Source organism: Massilia phosphatilytica, from assembly GCF_977014125.1.
In genome coordinates this window covers 1-4,907 of record NZ_CDRNIL010000008.1, presented here as the reverse complement: position 1 = coordinate 4,907, position 4,907 = coordinate 1, and the positions used below count along the sequence as shown (strand labels likewise).

General features: G+C 58.4%; 3 protein-coding genes and 3 pseudogenes. 1 reads left to right on the top strand and 5 read right to left on the bottom strand.

Annotated features, from left to right (window positions below; genetic code table 11):
* Positions 1–293 precede the first annotated feature (293 nt).
* The 5 genes and pseudogenes from ACWNCF_RS00280 to ACWNCF_RS00260 form a co-directional block, all read right to left on the bottom strand.
* Positions 294–1,796, bottom strand: a complete 1,503-nt coding sequence (locus ACWNCF_RS00280) for a polysaccharide biosynthesis protein (protein ID WP_449405611.1) — start codon at positions 1,794–1,796, stop codon at positions 294–296.
* Positions 1,717–2,262 carry a hypothetical protein gene (locus tag ACWNCF_RS00275; protein ID WP_449405610.1) on the bottom strand — a complete coding sequence of 182 codons (546 nt, stop codon included), beginning with the start codon at positions 2,260–2,262 and terminating at the stop codon, positions 1,717–1,719. The genes ACWNCF_RS00280 and ACWNCF_RS00275 overlap by 80 nt, the downstream gene beginning before the upstream one ends.
* Positions 2,263–2,264: 2 nt before the next feature.
* Positions 2,265–3,464 carry a DegT/DnrJ/EryC1/StrS family aminotransferase gene (locus ACWNCF_RS00270; RefSeq protein ID WP_449405609.1) on the bottom strand — a complete coding sequence of 400 codons (1,200 nt, stop codon included), beginning with the start codon at positions 3,462–3,464 and terminating at the stop codon, positions 2,265–2,267.
* Between the two features lie 16 nt (positions 3,465–3,480).
* Positions 3,481–4,151 (bottom strand): annotated as a pseudogene (locus ACWNCF_RS00265) (acetyltransferase).
* A 57-nt stretch (positions 4,152–4,208) separates the two neighbouring features.
* Positions 4,209–4,667: pseudogene (locus ACWNCF_RS00260) on the bottom strand (sugar transferase); the annotation flags it as partial.
* 12 nt (positions 4,668–4,679) lie between these two features.
* On the opposite strand from ACWNCF_RS00260, the pseudogene ACWNCF_RS00255 reads away from it, so the two are divergent.
* Positions 4,680–4,907, top strand: a pseudogene (locus ACWNCF_RS00255) (sugar transferase); the annotation flags it as partial.

Sequence of the window (4,907 nt, the reverse complement as noted above, 5' to 3'; positions counted from 1 at the left end):
CTGTTTTGCCTGGACCACTTGGTTCAGTTGCGTATTGCTAAGGTTAAAACGGAGGAGTTAGTTGGATGATCCAGCACCTCGGCGAAGCTCTCGATCAGTACCGGTACTCGGCCTTGCATGCCGGGGAGGAGCCCTCTTACCCTCAATGGGCGGACGATATCCTGATGGTCTGCGCCGAAGCCGAAGCAAACATTTTGCTGCGCGACGTGAACACCCCGTGTCGCAATGCCGCGAGAGTGCATGCGCGCCGTCTCATGTAATCGCTCCGGCATTCGCTCCCGAGGGCTGCCTGTTCAACTGGCAGCCAAGGTATTGCTTTCCCCTACATCGTGCATTTGCAGTTCCTCGATCTGTTCGAGGTGCACCCAATCGACGATCTCGGCTGCCGGCTGATATCCGGAAACCAGTTCGCTCAAGAGTTGCCTGAGCATTTCGACATTATTCAAAGCCAGGGCAAGCTCGACCGCAGCCAGACGCTCGGTCAAGCGTTCCAACGGCATCGCGTCGTCGTGCGCTTTCATGATGCGCGGGTGATCAGTCGGTGACGGGTTATCGCCGATCAGCAATTCCTCGTACAGCTTTTCGCCCGGCCGCAATCCGGTAATCACGATTTCGATATCGCCATGCGTGTTGTTGGCATCCCGCACGGTCAGGCCGGACAATTCCACCAAGCGTTTTGCCAGATCGATGATCCGCACAGGCGCGCCCATATCGAGAACGAAGACCTCGCCGCCCGCCGCCATGGCACTCGCTTGAATCACCAGTTGCGCAGCTTCCGGGATCGTCATGAAATAGCGCGTGATGTTCGTATGGGTCAGCGTGATCGGTCCGCCGTCCTTGATCTGTTGACGGAACAGCGGCACGACCGAACCGCTCGAACCCAGGACATTCCCGAAACGCACCATCGAAAAACGCGTGCAGCCGTTCGGGTCCTGCGCCAGGCCCTGGAGTACCATTTCGGCCAACCGCTTGGTCGCCCCCATGATATTGGTTGGCCGAACCGCCTTGTCCGTACTGATCAGCACGAAATCGCGTACACCGCATTCGGCGGCGATGCGCGCGGTGACCAGCGTTCCCAAGACGTTATTGCGCACACCTTCCGCGGGATTGTGCTCAACGAGGGGCACATGCTTATACGCCGCAGCGTGGTAGACCGTATCTGGTTTCCATGTCCGCATGATTTCGCGCATCCGTGTTTCATTTCGCACCGACGCGAGCAACGGAAGAATACGCACTTGGGAGTTGTTTAATTTGCGTTCCAGTTCGCTGTGAATCGTGTAGAGCGCATATTCCGACATCTCCACGAGCAGGAGCGTCTTGGGGGCCAGGCGAATAATCTGGCGGCAAATTTCACTACCAATCGACCCGCCGGCACCCGTGACCAATACGACGCGATCTCGAATATTTCGATGCAACAATTCGCTATGGGGCGGAACCGGTTCGCGCCCCAGCAGGTCTTCGATGTCGAGCTCATGAATATCATGGATCTGAACGCGGCCTTGCGCCAGTTCGATCAGGTCAGGCAGGGTTCGCACGTGCAGCGGCAGCTTCAATGCCTGGATCAGACCGACGATTTCCGCGCGCCGGGACCGTCCGACTCCCGGCATGGCCAACAGCAGATCGGTGATGCCGCGCTCATGCACGAGTTCGAGAAGCCGCGACGGTGCATAGATCGGCAACCCGTTGAGCGAGGCACCTTGCAGTTGTTTGGCATCGTCAACGAATGCGCACACCACCATTTCGCGGCTGTTGGCTAACGCTGCTGCCAGACTGGCGGCCAGCCGCGCCCGCACCATAAATCACGACCTGCGGCAAGGATTTCCGGTTCAGAATTCCTTGATACATGCCGCCCAACCAGTAACGGGCAAGCAGCCGGCTTGCCCCTACCAGAACGAATACGAGCAAGGGTACATTGATGCCGACGCTGCGCGGGACGCCCGGGATACCGACCAGTGTGAAGATCAGTGCATAAAGCATCCCGAACACGGCACAGGCCTGCACGAGTGCGATCAGTGCCGCGGTTCCGGAAAACCGGAAAATCGCGCGGTAAAAGCCGGTGACGATGAAGATCGGTAAAGCCAGGCCGGTCGCGACCGCGATTGCGATGATTCGATCGCTGTTCACGGAGAACGCCCAATTATCCAGCCTTAACGCAAAAGCGAGCCAGACGCACAACGCGCATACCGCGGCGTCGACGACCAGGGCGAGCGCCCGCTTTACCGGTCTGGGCAAAGACAACAGTTTGTCGGCAAAATCATTCAACATCATTGTCTCTGCGATCGGCCGGACGCCGCGCTCGCCTCGGAAAGCACACTGTCGATCACTGTGCAGGCCTTGTCGATCTCGGCCCCGGTCAACGTCGGATGCACCAGAAACATCACGCTGTTTTCGCCGAGCGCACGCGCATTCGGTAAGCGCATGCGCGGGCGGAACGCGGTGCCGCCAAATGCGCGTTCGAGATAAACCTCCGAACACGACCCTTGGAAACATGGCACGCCATGCTTATTGATTTCTGCGACGATCCGGTCGCGCGACCAGCCTGGTGCCAGGCCATCGTCGTCGACGTAGACATAGCATTTGTAATGCGCGTGTTCGATCTCATCCGGCAATACGGGAACGCGCACCGCGCCATGCGGGCGGCAGGCAGTCCAGATTGCCTCGGCATTCGCGGTACGTGCCGCAGTCCAACCCGACATGCGCGACAACTGGATGCGGCCGACGACAGCCTGCATTTCCATCATTCTCCAGTTGGTGCCGAAGTTTTCGTGAAGCCAGCGGAATCCCGGCGGATGCTCGCGTTCGTAGACGGCCGCGTAGCTCTTCCCATGATCCTTGAAGGCCCACATCGCGCGCCACAGTTGCTCGTCATTGGTCGTCACCATGCCGCCTTCGCCGCCGGTGGTCATGATTTTGTCCTGGCAAAAGCTCCAGGCGCCCACATGACCGATCGATCCGACACTCCGGCCTTTGTAGCGGGCGCCATGCGCTTGTGCGCAGTCTTCAATGACCCTGAAGCCATGCGCGTCGGCCAATTCCATGATGGGGTCCATGTCGCAGGTCCATCCGCCCAGATGAACGCAGATCACGGCTTTGGTGCGCGGCGTGAGTACACGGGCGATGGTCGCGGCCGAGATATTGCCGCTGTCGAGTTCAACATCCGCGAACACCGGAGTCGCGCCCGCATTGACGACGCAGGAGACGCTGGCGATGAACGTCCGCGGCGTGACGATGACTTCATCGCCGGATCCGATTCCAAGCGCCTTCAATGCGAGATCGAGTGCGAGGGTACCGTTCGCCAGCGCAATGGCATGATGGGTGCCGGACCAGGCGGCAAATTCTCGTTCAAATTCGCGACATTCGGTCCCTGTCCAATAATTGACGCGATTGGAAAGAAGTACCTGCTTGACTGCGGCCGCTTCTTCTTCGGTAAAACTGGGCCAAACGGAAAACGGTGTATTCAACATATGATTTCTTGGGATACTACTTCTGCTCGCGGAGCATAGGACGGGCGGGATTGCCGACGACAGTCGCCTCGGGCTCGACATTCTTGGTGACGACGGCGCCCATGCCGACCACGGCACCGCGGCCGATTACCAGCGGCGCGCCGGGTTTGCCCTGGCGAAGAATCGCGCCCGTCCCGATGTAAGCATGATCTTCAATTACCACATTGCCGTTGCATTTAACGCCGGGCGCAAAGGTGACATAATCTCCAATAACGCAATCATGGGCAACGTAGCTATAAATATTCGCGTGGAATTGCTTTCCGATCTGGATATTGCTGGTAAGCGTGACAAACGGGCTGATAATCGAGCCGGCGCCAATCTGCACGTCGTCCATGACAACAGCGTTATCTGCCATGACGTCAAAAAAATTCACGCCATCGTTAGTGCAACGGGCGGTAGCCGCTCCCGGACCGCACTGTTTGCAATCGCCACGACGATATGGCGCGAACTCGCTGGTTCAGCCAGCCAATTCTCATAACTCAGGACACGGTGGCTATTTATCTCAGGCGTCTGGGGATTGTCATCGACGAAAACAAGTTCCCACGGATCGATCTCCGCCTGGAGTTTCTTCCTTACCAGCGGAAGTACCTCACGACCAAAGCCGCTGGCACCAAAAACTGCAATTTTCCTTCGAAGAAACTCATCCATATTCGTTAATATGTTGCTTTTAATCGGGCTGCGATCGGCTATCGGCTTATGATTGGCTTCGTTACCCGTAAACTTCGACATCGTCGCCTCGCCTGCCGCGCTAATTCCTTCACGTATCAGTACTTTTCGGACGGTGCGCCAGATGATCCGCAGGTCCAGCAACAGCGTGCGGTGATCGACGTACCAAACGTCCAGTTTGAATCTGTCGTCCCAACTGATGGCATTGCGGCCGTTTACCTGGGCCCATCCTGTAATCCCGGGGCGGACTTCGTGCCGCCGCGCTTGCTCCTGCGAGTACAGAGCGAGGTACTCCATCAACAGCGGGCGCGGGCCGACCAGGCTCATGTCGCCCTTCAGCACATTCCAGAGCTCCGGCAGTTCGTCGAGACTGGTCGAGCGCAGAAAACGGCCGAACGACGTCAGGCGCTCGGCGTCGTGCAGCAGCACACTGTTCTTGTCGCGCGCATCGGTCATTGTTCGGAATTTCACCATCTGGAATGGCTTGCCTCCGCGGCCTCGACAGACAGCGGCAAGCCATTCCAGATGGTGAAATTCCGACGATGACCGATGCGCGCGACCAGTGTGCTGCTGCACGACGCCGAGCACCTGACGTCGTTCGGCCGTTTTCTGCGCTCGACCAGTCTCGACGAACTGCCGGAGCTCTCAAAGTGCTGAAGGGCGACATAGACCTGGTCGGCCCGCCGGCCGCTGCTGATGGAGTACCTCGCTCTGCTTCGCAGAGAGCGGGCAAGCACA

Coding starts and splice junctions, on each gene's coding strand:
- ACWNCF_RS00270 (WP_449405609.1), bottom strand. CDS start 3,464: ATGTTGAATACACCGTTTTCCGTTTGGCCCAGTTTTACCGAAGAAGAA.
- ACWNCF_RS00280 (WP_449405611.1), bottom strand. CDS start 1,796: ATGGTGCGGGCGCGGCTGGCCGCCAGTCTGGCAGCAGCGTTAGCCAAC.